The 18,925-nt window shown below is 70.4% G+C and carries 15 protein-coding genes and 1 pseudogene; 6 read left to right on the forward strand and 10 right to left on the reverse strand.

What is annotated here, in order from left to right; translation table 11 throughout:
- Nucleotides 1–4: 4 nt before the first annotated feature.
- From OG439_RS15625 to OG439_RS15640, 4 genes are read right to left on the reverse strand one after another with little or no spacing between them, the layout of a single operon-like run.
- On the reverse strand, nucleotides 5–1,030 hold the full coding sequence (locus OG439_RS15625) for an ABC transporter permease (protein WP_326950069.1): 1,026 nt from the start codon (nucleotides 1,028–1,030) through the stop codon (nucleotides 5–7).
- Nucleotides 1,020–2,522, reverse strand: coding sequence for a sugar ABC transporter ATP-binding protein (locus OG439_RS15630; RefSeq protein ID WP_326950070.1), 1,503 nt, complete (start codon nucleotides 2,520–2,522; stop codon nucleotides 1,020–1,022). Before OG439_RS15630 ends, OG439_RS15625 begins: the two co-directional genes overlap by 11 nt.
- A gap of 29 nt (nucleotides 2,523–2,551) precedes the next feature.
- Nucleotides 2,552–3,598 (reverse strand): sugar ABC transporter substrate-binding protein, encoded by a 1,047-nt coding sequence (locus tag OG439_RS15635; protein WP_326950071.1) that lies wholly within the window; start codon nucleotides 3,596–3,598, stop codon nucleotides 2,552–2,554.
- A 46-nt stretch (nucleotides 3,599–3,644) separates the two neighbouring features.
- Nucleotides 3,645–4,967, reverse strand: a complete 1,323-nt coding sequence (locus OG439_RS15640) for an enolase C-terminal domain-like protein (RefSeq protein WP_442792306.1) — start codon at nucleotides 4,965–4,967, stop codon at nucleotides 3,645–3,647.
- Nucleotides 4,968–5,152: 185 nt separating this feature from the next.
- Here OG439_RS15640 and OG439_RS15645 point away from each other — a divergent pair, with 185 nt between their 5' ends.
- The 3 genes from OG439_RS15645 to OG439_RS15655 are packed head-to-tail and all read left to right on the forward strand — an operon-like array spanning nucleotide 5,153 to nucleotide 7,983.
- Complete coding sequence (locus OG439_RS15645; RefSeq protein WP_326950073.1) at nucleotides 5,153–6,250, forward strand: substrate-binding domain-containing protein; 1,098 nt, start codon at nucleotides 5,153–5,155, stop codon at nucleotides 6,248–6,250.
- 12 nt (nucleotides 6,251–6,262) lie between these two features.
- On the forward strand, nucleotides 6,263–7,231 hold the full coding sequence (locus tag OG439_RS15650; protein WP_326950074.1) for an ABC transporter permease: 969 nt from the start codon (nucleotides 6,263–6,265) through the stop codon (nucleotides 7,229–7,231).
- Nucleotides 7,228–7,983 (forward strand): ATP-binding cassette domain-containing protein, encoded by a 756-nt coding sequence (locus OG439_RS15655; RefSeq protein WP_326950075.1) that lies wholly within the window; start codon nucleotides 7,228–7,230, stop codon nucleotides 7,981–7,983. The genes OG439_RS15650 and OG439_RS15655 overlap by 4 nt, the downstream gene beginning before the upstream one ends.
- A 7-nt stretch (nucleotides 7,984–7,990) precedes the next feature.
- On the opposite strand, the gene OG439_RS15660 is transcribed toward OG439_RS15655, so the two are convergent.
- Both OG439_RS15660 and OG439_RS15665 read right to left on the reverse strand, forming a co-directional pair.
- Nucleotides 7,991–8,458 carry a hypothetical protein gene (locus OG439_RS15660; protein ID WP_326950076.1) on the reverse strand — a complete coding sequence of 156 codons (468 nt, stop codon included), beginning with the start codon at nucleotides 8,456–8,458 and terminating at the stop codon, nucleotides 7,991–7,993.
- 271 nt (nucleotides 8,459–8,729) lie between these two features.
- Complete coding sequence (locus OG439_RS15665; protein WP_326950077.1) at nucleotides 8,730–9,530, reverse strand: helix-turn-helix transcriptional regulator; 801 nt, start codon at nucleotides 9,528–9,530, stop codon at nucleotides 8,730–8,732.
- Nucleotides 9,531–9,737: 207 nt separating this feature from the next.
- Here OG439_RS15665 and OG439_RS15670 point away from each other — a divergent pair, with 207 nt between their 5' ends.
- From OG439_RS15670 to OG439_RS15680, 3 genes are all read left to right on the forward strand, one after another.
- Nucleotides 9,738–10,616 (forward strand): NmrA/HSCARG family protein, encoded by an 879-nt coding sequence (locus OG439_RS15670; protein ID WP_326950078.1) that lies wholly within the window; start codon nucleotides 9,738–9,740, stop codon nucleotides 10,614–10,616.
- 96 nt (nucleotides 10,617–10,712) lie between these two features.
- The gene (locus OG439_RS15675) at nucleotides 10,713–11,612 is read left to right on the forward strand and encodes an NADP-dependent oxidoreductase (RefSeq protein ID WP_326950079.1); all 900 of its coding nucleotides are present in this window, start codon (nucleotides 10,713–10,715) and stop codon (nucleotides 11,610–11,612) included.
- Nucleotides 11,613–12,798: 1,186 nt separating this feature from the next.
- Nucleotides 12,799–15,126 carry a beta-L-arabinofuranosidase domain-containing protein gene (locus OG439_RS15680; protein ID WP_326950080.1) on the forward strand — a complete coding sequence of 776 codons (2,328 nt, stop codon included), beginning with the start codon at nucleotides 12,799–12,801 and terminating at the stop codon, nucleotides 15,124–15,126.
- A 509-nt stretch (nucleotides 15,127–15,635) separates the two neighbouring features.
- Here the strand turns inward: OG439_RS15680 and OG439_RS50270 are convergent.
- The 4 genes and pseudogenes from OG439_RS50270 to OG439_RS15700 form a co-directional block, all read right to left on the reverse strand.
- Nucleotides 15,636–16,067 (reverse strand): annotated as a pseudogene (locus OG439_RS50270) (protein kinase domain-containing protein); the annotation flags it as partial.
- A gap of 54 nt (nucleotides 16,068–16,121) precedes the next feature.
- Complete coding sequence (locus OG439_RS15690) at nucleotides 16,122–17,033, reverse strand: TIGR01777 family oxidoreductase (protein WP_326950082.1); 912 nt, start codon at nucleotides 17,031–17,033, stop codon at nucleotides 16,122–16,124.
- Between the two features lie 32 nt (nucleotides 17,034–17,065).
- The gene (locus tag OG439_RS15695; protein ID WP_326950083.1) at nucleotides 17,066–17,713 is read right to left on the reverse strand and encodes a DUF998 domain-containing protein; all 648 of its coding nucleotides are present in this window, start codon (nucleotides 17,711–17,713) and stop codon (nucleotides 17,066–17,068) included.
- A gap of 68 nt (nucleotides 17,714–17,781) precedes the next feature.
- The gene (locus OG439_RS15700) at nucleotides 17,782–18,855 is read right to left on the reverse strand and encodes a medium chain dehydrogenase/reductase family protein (RefSeq protein WP_326950084.1); all 1,074 of its coding nucleotides are present in this window, start codon (nucleotides 18,853–18,855) and stop codon (nucleotides 17,782–17,784) included.
- Nucleotides 18,856–18,925: the final 70 nt, after the last annotated feature.

The following is an 18,925-nucleotide window of genomic DNA, read 5'->3' on the forward strand; positions in this document are numbered from 1 at the left end:
CGGCTCAGCTCTGCCGCTTGCCGCTGGTGATCCGGGACATCACCAGCGCGACCAGGATGATCGTGCCGTTGAGCGCCCCGATCCACTGCGCGGGCACCCCGGCCAGCGTGAGCACGTTCTGGATCATGTACAGCAGCAGGATCCCGGTGAAAGCCCCGAAAAGCGTGCCTCGGCCGCCGTTCAGGCTGACCCCGCCGATCACCGCCGCGGCGAAGACGGTGAAGATGTAGCCGTTGCCCTGCCCCGCGGCCACGGACGCGAGCCGGCCCGAGAGCAGCAGCCCGCCGAGCGCGGCCAGCACACTCGCCCCGATCAGGACGATCCACACGACCCGATCGGTCCGGATGCCCGCCGCCTTCGCCGCGTCTTCGTTGCCGCCGATCGCGTAGAGGCTGCGGCCGAACCGGGTGTGGCCGAGCAGGACGACGCCGCCGGCGAACAGCAGCACGCAGATCCAGATGGACGCCGGAATCCCGGCCCACAGCGTGGTGCCGAGGTAGAGCATCGCGTCGGGCATGCCGAAGAACGTCTGGCCGCCGGAGATCCCGGTCAGCAGGCCGCGCAGCACGATCAGCATGCCGAGGGTGACCACGAACCCGCTCAGCCCGAACCGGACGATCAGCAGGGCGTTGAGCGCACCCACCAGGACTCCGACGACGAGCACCAGCGGCACCGCCGTCCACGCGGGCAGGAGGCCGAGCGAATGTCCGCCGTCGATCGTCAGCCAGGCCGCCACGCCGGGAGCCAGGCCGAACGTGGACTCCAGCGACAGGTCCATCCGGCCGACGACCAGGACCAGCGTCTGGGCCAGCACGAGCAGGGCGATCTCCGACATGGTCTGCAGGATGTTGATCACGTTGTCGTACTGGAGGAACACGGGGTTCACCAGCTGGCCGACCACGGCGATCGCGACGATCCCGGGTACCAGCGCGAAGTCGCGCACACGGGCCAGCGCGATCCGCCGCGGCGGCCGGGTGGCGGCGGGTTCGGTCCGTGCCTCGGCACGCACGGCGACAGGGCTATCCGGCATCGAGATCGACTCCTTCCATGGCGGCCACGACCTCGTGGTCCGGCCGGCCGGCGGGGATTTCCGCAGTGAGCCGCCCGCGGACCAGCACGAGCACGCGGTCGCAGAGGCGCAGGTCGTCCAGCTCGTCCGAGGCGATCAGCACCGCGGTGCCCCCGGCGGCGGCCTCGGCCACCTTGCCGAGCAGGAACTCCTTCGACCGCACGTCCACCCCCGCGGTCGGGGTGATCAGCACGAGCACCCGGGGATCGCCGGCCAGGGCCCGGGCCATGACGACCTTCTGCTGGTTGCCGCCGGAGAGCGCCGACACCGCCAGTTCCGGCCCGGGCGTCTTCACCTCCAGCCGGTCGATCAGCGCCCCGGCCAGCCGGTCGCGAAGACCGGCCCGGACGAAGACGCCGGGACCGAGCCGGTCCATGACGGACAGGGTGGTGTTGTCCGCGACCGACATCTCGGGCACGAGTCCCTGGCGGTGGCGGTCTTCCGGGACGAAGCCGATCCCGGCGGCGAGCGCCGCCGGGACGTCGCCGGGGCGAGGACGGTGTTCCCCGACGAGGATGGTTCCCGAACCGGCCTTTCGCAGCCCGGTCAGCGTTTCGGCGACCTCGGTCTTGCCACTGCCGCCGGCCCCGGCCAGGCCGACGATCTCCCCCGGCGCGACGTCGAAGGAGACGTCCTCGTACGTGGGAGCGAGGCTCAGCCCGCGCACCCGGAGCACCGGCGGCACCCCGAGCCGGGCCGAGGACGCGCGTTCTTCGGCCACGACGGCGTTCTCCCCCGTCATCGCCGCGACGAGGGCGGCCTTCGGCAGTTCGGCGACCGGCGCGGTCAGGACGTGCCGGGCGTCGCGGAAGACCGTGACCGTGTCGCAGATCTCGTACACCTCCTGCAGGTGGTGGCTGATGAACAGGAACGTCACGCCCTGGCGCTGCAGGTCGGCGATGTGCCCGAACAGCCGGGTGATGGCGCCGCCGTCCAGCTGCGCGGTCGGCTCGTCGAGGATGACGAACCGCGCTCCGAAGGACAGCGCCCGCGCGATCTCGACGAACTGCCGCTGCTCGACCCCGAGCTCACCCGCGGGCCGGCGGACGTCGACGTCGACCGACCAGCGTTCGAGCAGCTGGGTGGCCGCCCGGCGCACCGCGGACCAGCGGACGAAGCCGCGTACGGTCTCTTGCCGGTTCAGGAACAGGTTCTCCGCCACCGACAGGTCCGGGATGATCGTCGAGTGCTGGTACACGCAGGCGACCAGCGACCGCCAGGCGTCCCGATCGGACCGTCCCGGCGCGGGCTCGCCGTTCATCTTCAGCGAGCCGGAATCCGGTTGACCCAGTCCCGTGAGGACGGAGACGAGCGTCGACTTCCCGGCACCGTTGCGGCCGACGAGCGCGTGCGTCTGTCCCGGTAGGACGGTGAGGTCGGCGTGGTCCAGCGCGACGGTGGCGCCGTAGCGCTTGACCACCTGCCGCGCTTCGACGACCGGCACGGTACCCATGTCCACCTCCACTCCGAAGCCGGTCACGGTCAGCTCTTGCTGTTGCCCCACAGGGACTTGTCGTCGACCTTGACGCTCGCGACCGGACCGAAGGTGGCCCCGTCCGCGGTGACCAGCGGCGCGGCCAGCTGGTCCTCCATCAGGCCGTCGCGGATGGCCACGATGGTGCTGTCGTGGTCGGTCTTGCCCGGCACCGGCTTCTTGCCCGCGATGGCGTCCTTGACGTACTGCAGCGCGTACTTGGCGAACAGGTCCGCGGGCTGGGAGACCGTCGCGTCCATCTCGCCGGCGCGGATCTTCTCGAGCTCCTCGGGAATCCCGTCGTTGGACACGATGAACACGTGCTTCGGGTCAGCGGCCGGCACGAGCAGGCCCCGTTGCTTCAGCAACTGCAACGTCCCCGCGAGAGCGAAGCTGGACTGCATGTAGACGCCCTTGATGTCCGGGTTCGCGGTCAGCCTGGTCTGGAGTTTCTGGGCCGCGGTGCCGGCGTCCCAGTTGGTGGCCTCACCGAAGACCGTGATGCCGGGGAAGTTCTGCTTCATGCAGTCGTTGAAGGCGTCGGTGCGGTCCCGCCCGTTGATCGACGCGAGGTCGCCCTGCAGCATCACGACCTTCCCCTGGCCGGCGAGCTTCGTGCCGAGGAACCGGCACGCCTTCTCCCCGTAGGCGCGGTTGTCCGCCCGCACGACCATGTAGACGTCGCCCTGGTCGGGGCGGGTGTCGACGGACACGACCGGGATCTTCTTCCCGGCCAGCTGCTGCAGCGTCGGGATGATCGCCGCGGTGTCCTGCGGCGCCATGACGACACCCTTGACGCCCTGGCTGATCATCGTCTGCACGTTGGCGGTCAGGGTGGCGACGTCGTTCTGCGAGTTCGTGGTCTTGAGTTCCAGTCCCAGCTGACCGGCCAGCTGGGGCACGTACTTGATGTAGGCGTTCCAGAAGTCGGTGTCCGAGCGGGGGTAGTCGACGCCGATGACGGTGCCGCCGGACGCGGTGGTGCCCCCGCCGCTGCAACCGGCGAGCACGCCGGCCGCGACGAGCGCGGCCGAGCACAGGTAGCGGATCTTCATGACCTCTCCTCATTGACAGGCTGCGGAAGGACTCTCGGGCCGGTGGTCACGCGACCACCACCGCTCCCGCGCGCCAGACCGGACCGTCGGGGTACCGGTAGCGCGCCAGGGACTCGGGGTGCAGGCGGGCGCCGAGGCCCGGCCGGGACGGCGCCAGGTACCTCCCCCGCTCGACGCGTGCCGGGTCGACGAAGTGCTCGTGCAGGTGGTCCACGTATTCGATGACCCGGTCGGCCCGGGTCCCGCTCACCGCGACGAAGTCGAACATCGCCAGGTGCTGCACCATCTCGCAGAGCCCGACCCCACCGGCGTGCGGGCACACCGGCACGCCGAACTTCGCGGCCAGCAAGAGGATCGCGATGTTCTCGGTGACGCCGGCGACCCGGCTCGCGTCGAGCTGGAGGATGTCGATCGCCTCCGCCTGCAGCAGCTGCTTGAACATCACGGCGTTGTGCGTGTGCTCGCCGGTGGCGACCTTGATCGGCGCCACGGCACGGCGGATCGCGGCGTGGCCGAGCACGTCGTCGGGCGAGGTCGGTTCTTCGATCCAGTACGGGTCGAACTCAGCCAGCGGCCGCATCCACGCGATGGCCTGTTCGACGCCCCACGCCTGGTTGGCGTCGATCGCGATCCGCACGTCCGGGCCGACGACCTCGCGCGCCAGCCGCAGCCGCCGGACGTCCTCGTCGAGGTCGGCCCCGACCTTGAGCTTGATCTGCGTGAACCCGTCCGCGACCGCCGCCGATGCGAGCGCAGCCAGCTTCTCCGGCGAGTAACCGAGCCAGCCGGGAGTGGTGGTGTAGGCCGGATAGCCCGACGCGAGCAGGTCCGCCTGGCGAGCCGCCCGGCCCGGTTCGGCGCGCCGGAGGATGTCCAGCGCTTCGTCGCGGGTAAGCGCTTCCTTCAGGTACCGGAAGTCGATCAAGTCAACCAGCTCGGCCGGCGGCAGCTCGGCGAGGAGCCGCCAGACCGGCTTGCCTTCCCGGCGGGCCCGCAGATCCCACACGGCGTTGACGATCGCGGCCGCCGCCATGTGGATCGCCCCCTTGTCGGGGCCCAGCCACCGGAGCTGGCTGTCCCCGGTCAGGCGCCGCGAAAAGCCACCGAGATCGGCGAGGGCGTCGTCCACCGGCATGCCCGCGACCAGGGGCACCAGCGCCCGGACGGCGGCGACCTGCACGTCGTTGCCGCGCCCGACGGTGAACGCGAGGCCGTACCCCTCCGCCCCCGCGCTCGTGCGGATGGTGACGTACGCGGCGGAGTAGTCGGGTTCCGGGTTCATCGCGTCCGAACCGTCCAGGTCCAGCGACGTCGGAAAGCGGACGTCGAGCGCCTCGATCGCGCTGATCACTTCGGGCAAGTCCGCCACCTCTCACCAAGCGAACGATGAGACAACATACGTATGGCTACGCTTTTGCCGCCGAAAAGTCCAGAAGCGGGGTCAGATCCGCGAGAACCTAGTCGAGACATCATACGTCTGCTACCGTCGTCGATGCCTCACCACGAGAGACCCGTCGTACGAAGCACTGCCGCTGCGATGAATGCGGGGTCACGATGAGAGCTGGAACCGGCACCACTTCCCGGAGGACCGCGCTCAGGTACCTGGGCGCGGGCGGCGCGACGATCACCGCGAGCACGCTGCTCGCGGCGTGCACCGGCGTCCAGGAAGCCCAGAACGGCGGTCACGCCGGCCCCTTCCCGGGCACGCCGGGCTGGCGGTTCGTGTTCGTCAACCACGTCACCACGAACTCGTTCTTCGTGCCGACGCGGACCGGGCTCGCCGACGCCGCGGCCCTGCTCGGGGTCCCCGAGCCACAGTGGACCGGCTCCGAAAACGGCAACGTCGCCCAGATGGCGAGCGCCATGGAGACCGCGATCACCGGCAAGGCCGACGGGATCGCGGTCGCGCTGACCGACGACAACGCGTTCGTCGACCTCACCAAGCGGGCACTGGGCCAGGGCATTCCCGTGCTCGCCTACAACGCCGACGCCGCCGGCAACTACCCGCTCACCTACGTCGGCCAGGACCTGTACCTGTCCGGTTTCCGGATGGGACAGCGCATCGGGCAGAAGGTCACCTCCGGCGACATCCTGGTCGGCATCTCCCAGCCGGGCGGCAACAACGTCCAGCCGCGGCTCGACGGCATCACCGACGCGCTCAAGCAGGCCGCGCCGGGCGTGCGCGTCCGGTCGGTCAACACCGGCGCCGAGCAGGCGGGCGAGCTCAACGCGATGACCGCCGCGTACACCGGGAACACCGGGGTCAAAGGGATCTACGCGGTCGACGCCGGCAGCACCGCCGCGTGCGCGAAGCTGATCGCCGACCGCGGCCTGTCCGGCAAGATCGGCGGCGGCGGGTTCGACCTGCTCGACGACACGGTCACCGGGGTGAAAAGCGGCGCGCTCGACTTCACCATCGACCAGTCCCCGTACCTGCAAGGGTTCCTGTCGGTGCTCTACCTCTACCTGTTCCGGCTGTCCGGCACGCTGGTCGCGCCGCCGGTCACCGACACCGGCCTCACGTTCGTCACGAAGGAGAACGTCGGCCCGTACGCGACGGCTCGCAGCAGGTTCGAAGGCGGCGACAACAAGGACGTGATCGCCATGCCGGGTTCGATCCCGTTGCCGCCGGCGTCGGTGCTGAGCCGGTAGCGGGCGATACCGGTGAGGTCATTGCTGCTCGGTGTGATGCGGGTCAAGGAGCTGAGCATCCTGCTGGTCACGATCGCCGCGGGGATCTACTTCACGGCGACCAGTGACGCGTTCAACTCCCTGGACAACTACCAGACGATCGCGCAGTACGTCGCGCCGTGGTCGATCATCGCCGCGGGGCAGGTGATGCTGCTGATCTGCGGGGAGATCGACCTGTCCGCGGGCTTCGTGTTCACCCTCTCCCCGTTCCTGCTGACGCTGTTCTCCGTCAACGGCTGGCCGCTGTGGCTCGCGCTGCTCGGCGCGATCGTGGTGAGCGCGCTGATCGGCGTGGTGAACGGGCTGATCCGGACGGTGCTGAAGATCCCGTCGTTCATCACCACTCTCGGCATGGCGTTCCTGTTGCAGGGCCTGGTTCTCATCATCTCGAACGCCCGCCCGGTCGGTGCGCCGAAGGACGGCTGGGTGGTCGAGGTGTTCGGCGGGTCGCGCTGGAGCGAGTTCTTGTGGGCCGTCGGTGTGGTCGTCCTCATGCAGGTGGTGCTCTCTGCGACCCGGTTCGGCATCCACACCCAGGCCACCGGCGGCAACCCGGTCGGCGCCGCGGAGTCCGGCATCGCGGTCAACCGGGTGACGGTGGTCAACTTCGCGGTCACCAGCACCCTGGCCGGGCTCGCCGGCATCCTGCAGGGCACCCGGGTCGGCTCGTACGACCCGACGAACGGCGGGTTCACCACGATGTTCTTCGCGGTGGCGGCGGCCGTGATCGGCGGCACGGCGCTGCTCGGCGGGTCCGGCACGGTGGTCGGCGCGTTCCTCGGCGCGCTGCTGCTCGGCATCGTGTTCGACGGGTTCAACCTCACCGGCGTCAGCGCGAACGCGTTCAACCTGGTGCTCGGCGCCGCCATCCTCGGTGCCATGGTGCTGAACGTGACGCTGATCGTCGCCCGCAACCGCGTCGGATCCCGGGAGCTGACATGACCGGCGAGGTCATCCGGATCGAGGGCGTCAGCAAGAGGTTCGGCCCGGTCGACGCGCTCACCGACGTCACCCTGCGCGTGCGGCGGGGCGAGATCCTCGGGCTCATCGGGGACAACGGTGCCGGCAAGTCGACGCTGATCAAGATCCTCACCGGTTACCACCAGCCGGACGGCGGGCGGATCCTGTTCGAGGACGAACCGATCACGCTGAAGTCGGTGGTGCACGCGAGGTCCCTGGGCATCGAGACGGTGTTCCAGGACCTGGCGATGGTCAACGACCTGCCCGTCTACCTGAACCTGCACCTGAACCGCGAACTGACGCACCGTCCGCTGCCGTTCCTGCGCCGCCGCGAGATGAAGCGCCGCGCCCGGGAGACCCTGGATTCGATCGGCATCAACATCCCGTCGGTGACCGCCGAAGTCGGCATGCTGTCCGGTGGCCAGCGGCAGGCAATCGCGGTGGCCCGGTCGGTGTACTCGAACGCGAAGCTGCTGCTGCTCGACGAGCCGCTCGCCGCGATGGGGGCCAAGGAGAGCGCGGTGATCCTGCGCCTGCTGCGGGAACTGAAGCAGCGGGGCGACATCGCGATCATCCTCATCGCCCACAACTACGGGCAGGTGATGGACGTCTGCGACCGGGTGAACCTGTTGCAGCACGGGGAAATCACCTTCGACCGGCGGTCCGCGGACACCTCGGTGGCCGAGCTCCTCGAGCTGGTGAACGCGGAGTACCGCCTCGACGGCGAGTCCTAGTTCCCGGTCACGGCAGCGGGTAGCGCACGCCGGTGAGCTGTTCGCACCGCTCCCACAGCGTCGCGCCCGCCACCTCGTCGCGGGCCGCGGCGGACACCTCGACCCGTTCCGGCCGGCCCTTGACGCCGTGCACCCCGGCGGGCCCGTACAGGTGGCCACCTCGCGCCTCGGGATCGACCGCGGCCCGCAGGGTGGGCAACGCGCCCTCGGCCGCGGTGGTGACGAGCGGCGCCGGCACCCACCGCAGGGGTCGCGCGGACAGCACCCGCATGAGACCCCCGCTGTCGCGGCCGAATTCGGTGCCGCGGCACCGGCGTGCGCGGCCACCGCGATCGCGAGTGCTCCCGCGGCCGCCGCTGGAGTTCGACCGTGAAAGCTTCGTCTGCGCGTAGGCGCGCCAGCGGCGGTAGCGCCGGTTCGCGAAGGCGAGGTCGTCGAGGTGCAGCCGCCCCATCTCGTGGCCACCGCTGGTCACCGTGACGATCCGCCCGGCCGGCGACTTCCCGCCCGCCGCACCGGTCCCCGGACGGGGAGACGCCCCGCCTGCACGTCACCCCCGTCCAAGACGTCGAACTCCTCGTGGCGGCCTCGGCGAGCGGCTCGTTCGCCGGACGCACGTCCGTGCAGGTCAACGAGCCTGCCGAGGCGAGCGCGCGTCGTGCACAGCGCGCGGGACCGGCTGACCGCATTGCGCGTCGAGGGCGCTCCGCCCGAGATCCACCGGGTGCTGGTGCCAGGAACTGCGGCTACCCCGCCAACCTCTCCCCCGTGGGAGCTGCGGAGGACCGAGCCGATGAGCGATAGCCCCCGGGTGTCTGGCCGACCAGCTCGGTGAAGGCGTCGATGAAGCTGCTGGGGTTCGACCAGCCCAGCCGGATCGCCGTGGCGGTGACCGAGGCGCCGTCGCTGAGCTCGACCAGCGCCCGTTGGATGCGCAGCAGGGTGCGCCACTGGTGGAAGCTCATCGACAGCTCGCTGCCGAACAGCCGGCTCAGGGTGCGTTCGCCGGCGCCGGTGCGGCGGCCCAGCTCGGCCAGGGTCGCCGGGCTTGCCGGGTCCACGTGGAGCAGGTCGGTGACCGCCTTGAGACGCCGGTCGCTCGGCTCCGGGAGGCGCAGCGGCTCCTGTGCGGCGCGGGCGAGCTCGGCGAGTACGACGTCGATCAGCAGCCGCGCACGGGGGCTCTCCAGCGGCTCGCCCTCGCTCATCAGCGCCAGATAGGCCTCGCGCAGCAACGCGCTCGCCACGAAGACCGACGGCTCGGCCGGCAGCTGTCCGGTCAGCGTCACGGGCAGCGACAGCACCCGGATCTCCGTCTCGCCGTACGCCTTGCTGCTGTGCACCGCGAAGGGCGGCACCCACATGATCCGGCTGGCCGGCGCCACCCAGGTGCCCACCTGGGTGGCTGTGACCAGGGCTCCACGCGCGGCGTAGCGGAGCTGGCCGTGGTCGTGGAAGTGCGCGGTCACCTCGGAGCCATGGGCAAGCGGCGCCGACAACGGCGCATCGTCGGTGCAGAAGCTCGGCTCGCCGCTGGGGTCGGACACGCGATCGACGCTACCCGACACTGGCGGGTTATCGGGAGAACCTGGCGCGATACCGGTGGTAAGCCTGGGGCCGCAGACGCATCGTGGAGACATGGCACAACAGATCAAGCTCGAGGACGCCGCGCCCGCGTCGTCCTCCCCCGACCGCCGAGGTCAACACCGGACTCGTGCTCACTTCGCTCACGCCCTGAGTGAAGGGTGGCAGCGATGAGCGCACAGACGACCGGCACGATCGCGGTCTTCGGCGCGACGGGGCGACAGGGCGGGGCGGTGCTCGACGCGCTGCTGGCCCACCAGGCCCCGGTGCGGGCCCTGGTCCGCAACCCGCAGTCCGACCGGGCTCAGGCGCTGGCCGCCCGCGGCGTCGAGCTGGCGGCCATCCGGACCGACGACCCGGCGTCGTTGGCCGCCGCGCTGACGGCGGTCGAGGGGTTCTCCTTCATGACCCCGGAGGCGAACAGCCTCGAAGAGGTCGAGACGGAGATCCGCATCGGCACCGCGCTCGTCGACGCGGCGGTCGAGGCACGCGTCCCGCATGTCGTGTTCAACTCGGTCTTCGGCGCGGACCGGGAGCGGGGTGTGCCACACCATGACTCGAAGCACTCGATCGAGGAGCACCTGAGGAAGTCCGGCCTCAGGGCCGCGATGGTTCGTCCAACCCCCTTCATGGAGGAAGTGGTACCGAGCCTGGAGCACGGCGAGATCGTGGTGAAGCTGCCGCTGCCGGAGGACGTCGCCCTGAAGATGATCTCGCTCAGGGACGTCGGCCGGGTTGCCGCCGCGCTCCTGCTCGACACCGCGGAGGCACCCGGCGGAGCCGTCGAGCTCGTCGGCGACGAGCTGACGGGCCCCCAGATCGCCGCGGCGTTCGGCGCGCGCGCCGGGCTCCCGGCACGGTACGAGGCCATCCCGTTGAGCGTGCTTCCCAGCGACCTCGACAGGGCGATGTTCCGCCAGTTCGCGAAGGCGGCGGAACACCCGTCGGATCTTGCGGTGGTGCGGGCGATCGAGCCGGCCACCCTCGACCTGGCCGCGTGGATCCGATCCACCGGCTGGACCGCGCCCACGACCGTGGCGGGTTCCTGAGCCTCCGAGCCGGAACTGGTCGAAGTGCCGGTGCGGCCGCCGCCGGTCCCGGCCAAGTTGATCTTCCACCTAGAGCGACGAGCACTGGAGCAGGACATGAAGGCGATCACCTACACCGAGTTCGGCGGCCCGGAAGTCCTCCGCATCGAGGAAGTCGACGAGCCGCACGCCGGACCCGGGCAGGTGCGGCTGAAGGTCGTGGCGGCAGGGGTCAACCCGCTCGACTCCAAGATCCGCAACGGGTGGCGGCCGCAGGTGACGCCGCCGTTCCCGGTGATCCCCGGCCTGGAGGCGGCCGGCGTCGTCGACGAGGTCGGCGAAGGCGTGACCGGCGTCGCGGTGGGTGACGAGGTCCTGGGCTGGACCGTCACCGGCGCGTACGCCGAGCACGCGCTGGCCGTCGACTTCGGCCCGAAGCCCGCAGACCTCGGCTGGGACCTCGCCGCGGCAGTGCCCGTCGCCGTCGAGACCTCGGTCCGCGTGCTCGACGCCCTCGGCGTCGGGGAAGGCGACACGCTCCTGCTGCACGGAGCCGCGGGTGTGACCGGCGCCGTCGGTGTTCAGCTCGCGGTCACCCGCGGCGCCACGGTCATCGGCACCGCCTCCCCCGGCAACCACGGCTACCTGCGCTCGCTGGGCGCGATCCCGGTCGCCTATGGCGCCGGCCTCGCCGACCGGGTCCGCGAGGCCGCACCGCAGGGCATCGACGCCGTGTACGACGCCGCGGGGGCAGGCGACCTGGAGGTGTCGATCGACCTGCGCGGCGGCACCGACCGGATCATCACCATCGCCGATACGAAGGCCGCCGAGCTGGGCGTCACCTTCTCCGGCCCCGGCGCCCCGTTCGGTTCCCGCCTCGGCGAGTACGCCCGCCTCACAGCCGACGGCAAGCTCACGGTGCGCGTCGCGCAGAGCCTTCCGCTGGAGGACGCCGCGAAGGCGCAGGAGCTGAGCGCGAGCGGTCACGCCGGCGGGAAGCTCGTCCTGCGGCCGTAGCTCAGCGCCCAGCCGGCCGGGGAGGCACGACGGCAGCGCGTCAGGGTCCTGGCGCTACCGTTTCATCGAGGTCACCGAGGCCGTCCCCCAGCACCTGCTGCCAGCCGATCGGCCTGCTACCACGCTTGTCACCGAGCGCGGGTGCTGACCGGCAGACCTTCCCGTCGTGTGATCAACGGCGGCAATCCGTCAAGCCGAGCACGTGCACGCCCGAGAGTCGGCGTACCGGGCCACGGTGCCATCGGCCCCGGAGCGGCACCGCGCCGGCCGGGTACGCGAACCGGTGCAGGAAAGGTGCTCACAGTTTTCCGCCGGCTCCCGTTCCGGCAAAAGGAGATCAAGAACGATCTGCGGTGCGCCGTCCAGTCGTTCGGACAGGTTCAGCAGTTCTTCCTGCGTGGCTCCGTTCGCAACGGAGATTCTCGAAGCGGGCGGCTTTCGTTTCACCGGAAAGCACTACCGGTCGCGGCTGGACGGGAAGCTGGTCGTCATCGCCGAACCGACCCGATCAAAGGCCGCCCATCCGACGCGTTCCTCAAGCAGGTCGCCGACGTCGCGGACGTCCTCCACCACCGTGACGACGTGGGCTGGTCCTGTGAATGCGGACCAGCCCCGACGGCGTCCGGCCCTGGGGGCCTAGCACGAACTCGTAGCGCCTCCCGCGACCCTGCTTATCGTGCCCGGGCGCGCATGCCGCCGATCCTCACACCGTGCCCGCTCCAGCAACTCAGCGTCTACGTTCACACCTTCTGACTGCTCCGCCGAAGCGCCTGGCCACTGCGGTCCTCGACAAGGCGGGCAGTCTGCTGCTGGGCGGGAGCGTCCGCACGCTCACCGACGGGCAGCCGCGTCTGCCCCGCGGCACCGGGTGAACCCGCGCCGGCGCGCGGCGGGCGGGCGTCGACCACGAAGCAGCGACGGGGTGAGCTGGATCGACAGCCGGTCCCGCGGACCGTGCACGCCCGCCGGAGCGGAGGCGGGCGTGCGGTGGGCAGCGCCTGCTTCGGCCCGGGTAAGTTTCACCCGCCGCTGCGGACCTGTCCTGCCGTGGTCACCGCGCCTGAACAGCGAACGAGCCGGTAATCGTCGGCCCGCAGGAGCACGAGCGGCCGCGCAGTATGTGACAGACACGAATGTCAGCACTAACGTCCGCCTCCGTTCCCATGCCTGCCGAACGGAGAACCCGGTGACCTCATCCTTCACCCGGCGGCGGTTGCTGCAAGCCGCCGGCGCCGGCGCCCTCGTTTCCGCGGCCGGCTCCGCCTTCGGGTGGGCTCCCGCCGCCGGCGCCGCCACCGGTCCGGTCCGATCGGAGGCCGGGGTGTCCGCGTTCCCGTTCGAGCTCGGCCAGGTGCGGCTGACCGCGAGCCGGTGGCTGGACAACCAGAACCGGACGCAGAACTACCTGCGGTTCGTCGATGTCGGCCGGCTGCTCTACAACTTCCGGGCCAACCACCGGCTCTCCACCGGCGGCGCCGCGACCAACGGGGGCTGGGACGCGCCGAACTTCCCGTTCCGCGGCCACGTGCAGGGACATTTCCTCACGGCGTGGGCGCAGCTGTGGGCGGTCACCGGGGACACGACGTGCCGGGACAAGGCCACCTCCATGGTCGCCGAACTGGCCAAGTGCCAGGCCAACAACGGCGCCGCCGGGTTCACCGCCGGGTACCTGTCCGGCTTCCCCGAGTCGGACTTCGACAACCTCGAGGCCGGGCGCCTGTCCAACGGTAACGTGCCGTACTACTGCATCCACAAGACGATGGCGGGCCTGCTCGACGTCTGGCGGTACGTCGACAGCACCCAAGCCCGTGACGTGGTGCTGAGCCTGGCGGCGTGGGTCGACCGGCGTACCGGCCGGCTCAGCTATGCGCAGCAGCAATCCGTGCTGGGCACCGAGTTCGGCGGCATGAACGCGGTGCTGACCGACCTCTACCAGTACACCGGCGACGCACGATGGCTGACCGTCGCGCAGCGGTTCGACCACGCCGCCGTGTTCGACCCGCTGGCGGCGAACCGGGATCAGCTCAGCGGCCTGCACGCCAACACCCAGATTCCCAAGTGGATCGGCGCGGCGCGGGAGTACAAGGCCACGGGCACCACGCGCTACCGCGACATCGCCACCAACGCGTGGAACATCACCGTCGGCGCGCACACCTACGCCATCGGCGGCAACAGCCAGGCCGAGCACTTCCGCGCGCCCAACGCCATCGCCGGGTACCTCAACCAGGACACGTGCGAGAGCTGCAACACCTACAACATGCTCAAGCTGACCCGGGAACTGATCGCGCTCTACCCGGATCGCGCCGACCTGGCCGACTACTACGAGCGGGCACTGCTCAACCAGATGATCGGCCAGCAGAACCCGGCCGACAGCCACGGCCACGTCACCTACTTCAGCTCCCTCAACCCGGGCGGCCGGCGCGGTCTCGGCCCGGCGTGGGGCGGCGGCACGTGGAGCACCGACTACAACTCGTTCTGGTGCTGCCAGGGCAGCGGGCTGGAAACCCAGACGAAGCTGGCGGACTCGATCTACTTCTACAGCGACACGACGTTGATCGTGAACCTGTTCCTGCCTTCGGTGCTCACCTGGACCCAGCGCGGCATCACCGTCACGCAGACGACGTCGTACCCGGCCAGTGACATCACCACGCTGACGGTCGGCGGGAGCGTGAGTGGCACCTGGGCCATGCGCATCCGCATTCCGGCCTGGGCCACCGGAGCGACCATCTCCGTCAACGGCGTCGCGCAGAACGTGACCGCCACGCCCGGCAGTTACGCGACGTTGTCGCGGTCGTGGGCCTCGGGGGACACGGTCACCGTCCGGCTGCCCATGAAGGTCGCCCTTAAGGCGGCCAACGACAACGCGAACGTCGCCGCGGTGACCTACGGGCCGGTGGTCCTGGCCGGCAACTACGGCAGCAGCACGCTCGGCGCGTTGCCGTCCCTCGACCCGAACTCGGTCACGCGGACGAGCACCACCGCGCTCGCTTTCAGCGCGAAGGCCAACGGCTCGTCGGTCAACCTGGTGCCGTTCCACGACGCGCAGGGCTTCAACTACACGGTCTACTGGAACACCGGGGGCGGCTCCGGCGGGACGACGAGCCGGCTGGTCAACGTGGGCAGCGGGCTGGTGCTGGGCATCGAGAACATGTCCACCGCGGACGGCGGCCGCGCGCTGCAGTGGTCGGACAGCGGCACGGCCGACCACAACTGGGAGGTCATCACGGACGGGACCGCTGTACGGTTCCGCAACGCCAACAGCGGCAAGGTGCTCGGCGTCCTGGACATGTCGACGGCGGACAACGCCCGCGTCCTGCAGTGGTCGGACAACGGCACGGCCGACCACCGCTGGACCGTCCTCGACCAGGGCGACGGAACGACGAAGATCCGCAACGTCAACAGCGGCAAGCTGCTGACCATCGAGAACAACTCGACGGCCACCGGCGCGTTCGCCGTCCAAGGCCCGGACAACGGCGCGGCCGCCACCCGCTGGCGAATCGTGCGCAACGGCTGAAGCCGCGCAGGCGGCGAAGCGCCGATCCCGGCCGGGCGACTCGCACCGCGCGTCCATCGCCACCGACCCGCAAACCGCGCGGTGAAAGGGAATGAGTGGGTCGGATTGCGCGCGTGCTGCGCGGAGCCACACCGCACGGCAGTGGTCGTCAGTTCGCCGAAAGGAACAGGCGCAGACGGTCGACCCGGCCTTCGCGTCGCGATATCAACCAAAACCACGGTCGGCGGACAGTGCCGCGGATGCCGATGGGCTTCTACAGCTCGCAGTCTCCGGTCGCCGACGCCCGCCGCCTCGGCGTCCACATCCGCGAACCGGAGATCAACGCCAGCCTCGCCCACGCCACCCTCGAACCCGGCCCCGCCGGCACCGGCGGCGTCGCGCTGTGCCTCGGACTCGCGAACGGCCACCGGGACGTCCTCGCGGTGGATCGCCGGCACCGGCTCGCGCAGCACCCGCAGCACCCGCTCGCCCTGCCGCTCCCCCAGCTTGCCCGGGTGCGGCCAACCGCCCGTCAGCGCGAAGTGCACCACCGCGCCCAGGCCGTACATGTCGTTCGCCTCGTCGAACACTTCCGTGCGCGCCGCCTCGGGCGCGCGGAACTCGATGGCGTGCAACGGATCACGGGGGAACATGTGCCGCAGCACCAGGCCACCGTCGACCAGGACCGGCTCGCCCGAAGCGCGGAACAGCACGTTGTGCGGGCTCACACCGCCGTGGACGACGCCCGCCTTGTGCATGCCGGCCAGCGCCGTCGCCAGCGTCCGGCCCAGGACGACCGCGTCCGCCGCGGACAGCGGACCGCCGCGGGTGACCAGCTCGGCCAGCGACTGCGGGCACTGCTCACGCCGCAGCACCTGACTGCCGTCCGAGCGGGTCTCGACCGCGTCGATCGCCAGCACCGACGGGATGTGCCGCACCGCCGCCTGCTCGCGGTCGAACACCGCCTTCGTGCGCTTGTCGAGAAGGGGTCGATGACGTCTGAAGCGCGGCGGTCGTCATGACTTTTCCTTCGGAGGGTTCAACGCCGCCGTCAACGCCGCGTCCAACTGCGGGTACGCGTAGACGTAACCGCCATCGAGTGCCCGGCGGGGAACGGCGCGCTGGCCCGTGGTCACCATGTCCGCCATCTCGCCGAGCGCCATCCTGAGCGCGAATCCGGGCATCGGCACCACGGCGGGCCGGTGCAGTGCCCGTCCCAGCGCCTTCGAGAACTCCCGCTGGGTGACCGGTTCGGGTGCCGTGCCGTTGTAGGCGCCGCTCCACGACGCGTCGTCGATCGCCTTGATGTACAACCCCACGATGTCGTCGAGGTGGATCCACGGCACAGCGAACGCACCTCCCGCGATCGGCCCACCCAAACCGGCGCGGTAGGTCGCGAGCAGTGACTTCAGGGTCCCGCCCGAGGCGTCGAGGACGACACCGGTGCGCATCCTCACCACGCGGACACCGAACTCGGCCGCCTTGGCCGCTTCGCGCTCCCACTCGAGGGAAACCTTCGAGAGGAACGTCTCCCCCGGCGGCGCCTCCTCGGTGACCTCCTCATCGCCGCGCGGACCGTAGTAGGCGACGCCCGAGCTGGAGACGAGGACCCGGGGCCGTTCCGATTCGGGAGTGGCCCGCAGGCCTTCGACCAGGTTGCGGGTGCCGGACACGCGCGAGCGCCGGACACGGTCCTTGACCTCGTCGGTCAGGCGCTGGCCGAGGGGTTCGCCCGCCAGGTGGACGACGGCGTCCCGGCCGGCGAGCGCCTCGATCGAGGCGGGTCCGGAAAGCGGATCCCACTGTGACACGGACGGGACGGTGCTCGCGGAACGGGAAAGCGTCGTCACGTCGTCGCCGCGCGCTCGCAGGCGCGCGACGAGCCGGCCGCCGATGAGACCGGACGCGCCGGACACGATGATCTTCATGGCACTGGATTCCTTGCGGGTGAAGGGAAAGGTCAGCTGTCAGCACGCGATGGCCGGGAGAGCAGGGCGCGAAACGGTTGGGTGACGTGCAGGAGAAACCCGCCGACCAGGAGCTGCCACAGCACGAAGGCGTACACGGCGGTCCGTTCCGGGATGCCTGGTGGAACCACACCGAACGTCGCCAACCACGTCAAGGCGGCAACGATGCCCGCGGCACCCAGCACGACGCCCGCCACGCCGACGGCCCTGGGGATCCTCAGCCGGCGCCGTTGACGGCTGAGGACGATCGCCAGCACGTTGCCGCCGAGGATCGCCATCGTCGCGCCCGCGTAGTGCAGCCACAACGTGCCCTGCGCCACCGAATCGGGGGAACTGTGCGTAGCTCCGGTCAGCACGAAGCCCGCGGTGGTCGCCGCGCCGATGCCGAGCACCGCCGCTCGCGTCCGGCCCCGAACCACCCGGCCGACCAGCAGCACGGCACAGGCCAGCAGCAGTCCGTGGGCGACGAACCCCCAGTTCATCAGTGCGTGCAACGGAGAACAGACTGTCCGCCCGTCGTACAGAGCACATTGCGGGTTTCCCAAGTCGCTGATGTAGTTCGCGCTGTAGCTGTAGACCGGTGTTGACCAGGCGCGAGCGGTGACGGTCTCGCTGATCGCGTACACCAGCGCACTGAGCACGAGCGTGACGGCAACCCCCGCCGGCGCCGCTGACGTTCTGGTCCGCTGCCGGGTGACTACGGGCTCTTTCACGGCACGAGGACGATCTTGCCGAGGGTGGTCCGGCCGGAGGACTCGGAGAGTTCCATGGCCGTCGCCACTTCGGTGAGCGGATAGCGGGCGGCGATCTTCGCGGTGAGCACCCCGTCGCGCAGAAGCCCGAAGACGTGGGTGAGATCGGTGCGGATCCGGATGCGGAACGCCTCGCGCTTCGCCGAGTCCGGCTTGCCCGCGCCCGCCCACACGTCGAAGAAGCTCGCGTGCTTGCGGGTGGGCAGGTAGTTCCAGAACGTCAGTTTTGTCAGCACGTGCAGGAAGCTGAGCACCACGGGAGTACTGTCGTCGAGCTTGCTCGCGATGCTGTAACAGATGAGGGTCCCGGTGCTGTTGAGCAATCGGTAGGAGCGGGAGATGCTCGCCCCGCCGAGGTGGTCGAACACGGCGTCCACACCGTCGGGAACGAGTTCGCGGATCCGGGCGGACACGTCGGGATCCCGGTAGTCGACCGGCTCGACACCCAGTTCACGCAGGGCCTCGTGGTGACGGGGGCTCGCCGTGCCGATCACCCGCGCTCCCGCGTGGCGGGCGAGCTGGGCGAGCAGGGTGCCGACGCCTCCGCCGACGCCCAGCACGAGCACGGTCTGCCCGGCTTTCACCTTCGCGACGTGGTGCAGCATCTGGTAGGCGGTCAGCCCGTTGACCGTCAGTGTCTCCGCCTCGTCGGCGCTCACGCCGTCGGGGACCGGCACCAGGTCGGCGGCGGGCAGCAGGACGGCGGTGGCCCAGGCGCCGGTCTTGGTCAGGGCGGCGAATCGCTTGCCGATCAGGGCGCGGTCCACGTCCGGGCCGACCGCCTCGACGACGCCGACGAGGTCGTACCCGGGCACGAACGGGAATTCCGGCTGGCCGTAGTAGCGGCCGCGGCGCATCGCGCTCTCCGCGAAGGAAACCGCAGTGGATTCGACGCGCACCAGGGCCTGGCCGGCCGCGGGCGCCGGCAGTGAGCGCTGGAGCACCTGGAACCCGGACGGGTCGACCTTGCCCGGCAGCACCACTTCGGTGGTGGTCACGGTGGCCTCGATGGGGATGTTCGTCTCGGTCATGGCTGACTCCTGAAGGTAGTGCGACGCTCAGTTGCTCTGTTAATGGTCGTAACTATGCATTGCTATGTCA

Source organism: Amycolatopsis sp. NBC_01307 (assembly GCF_035975215.1).
Lineage (GTDB): Bacteria > Actinomycetota > Actinomycetes > Mycobacteriales > Pseudonocardiaceae > Amycolatopsis.

Coding starts and splice junctions, on each gene's coding strand:
- OG439_RS15690 (WP_326950082.1), bottom strand. CDS start 17,033: ATGAAGATCATCGTGTCCGGCGCGTCCGGTCTCATCGGCGGCCGGCTC.
- OG439_RS15635 (WP_326950071.1), bottom strand. CDS start 3,598: ATGAAGATCCGCTACCTGTGCTCGGCCGCGCTCGTCGCGGCCGGCGTG.
- OG439_RS15700 (WP_326950084.1), bottom strand. CDS start 18,855: ATGACCGAGACGAACATCCCCATCGAGGCCACCGTGACCACCACCGAA.
- OG439_RS15675 (WP_326950079.1), top strand. CDS start 10,713: ATGAAGGCGATCACCTACACCGAGTTCGGCGGCCCGGAAGTCCTCCGC.
- OG439_RS15670 (WP_326950078.1), top strand. CDS start 9,738: ATGAGCGCACAGACGACCGGCACGATCGCGGTCTTCGGCGCGACGGGG.
- OG439_RS15655 (WP_326950075.1), top strand. CDS start 7,228: ATGACCGGCGAGGTCATCCGGATCGAGGGCGTCAGCAAGAGGTTCGGC.
- OG439_RS15645 (WP_326950073.1), top strand. CDS start 5,153: ATGAGAGCTGGAACCGGCACCACTTCCCGGAGGACCGCGCTCAGGTAC.
- OG439_RS15625 (WP_326950069.1), bottom strand. CDS start 1,030: ATGCCGGATAGCCCTGTCGCCGTGCGTGCCGAGGCACGGACCGAACCC.
- OG439_RS15630 (WP_326950070.1), bottom strand. CDS start 2,522: ATGGGTACCGTGCCGGTCGTCGAAGCGCGGCAGGTGGTCAAGCGCTAC.